The organism is Pandoraea sp. PE-S2R-1, from assembly GCF_002179865.1.
In the GTDB taxonomy this organism is placed as follows: domain Bacteria; phylum Pseudomonadota; class Gammaproteobacteria; order Burkholderiales; family Burkholderiaceae; genus Pandoraea.
The window spans coordinates 1-271 of record NZ_NGUR01000044.1 but is presented as its reverse complement, the minus strand read 5'-3'; the positions used below and the strand labels follow the sequence as shown (position 1 = coordinate 271).

At 62.4% G+C, this 271-nt stretch carries 1 protein-coding gene; it reads left to right on the top strand.

All coding sequences use genetic code 11. The annotated features are described in order from the left end of the window. Positions 1–271, top strand: a 271-nt coding sequence (locus tag CDV44_RS26955) for a cupin domain-containing protein (RefSeq protein WP_087691673.1), incomplete at its 5' end; no start/stop codon positions are given.

The following is a 271-nucleotide window of genomic DNA, read 5'->3' as shown; positions in this document are numbered from 1 at the left end:
ACGCCCGTTCTACACCGACGCGTTGGGCGAGTTCGATTGCGGAGAGTGGACGTGTGAACCCGGCGCGTGGCGCATCGCCTTCGGTGCGCATCGTCAGGAGTATTTCTCGGTGATCGAGGGACGCATTCGTATCAGCGACCTCGACGGCAACGCCTCGGAGTTCGGGCCGGGCGACGCCTGCGTGATTCCGGCGGGCTTCGAAGGGGTGTTCGAAGTGGTGGAACCGGTCCGCAAGCATTTTGTGATGTTCGAGCGTAAGGCGCAGTCATGA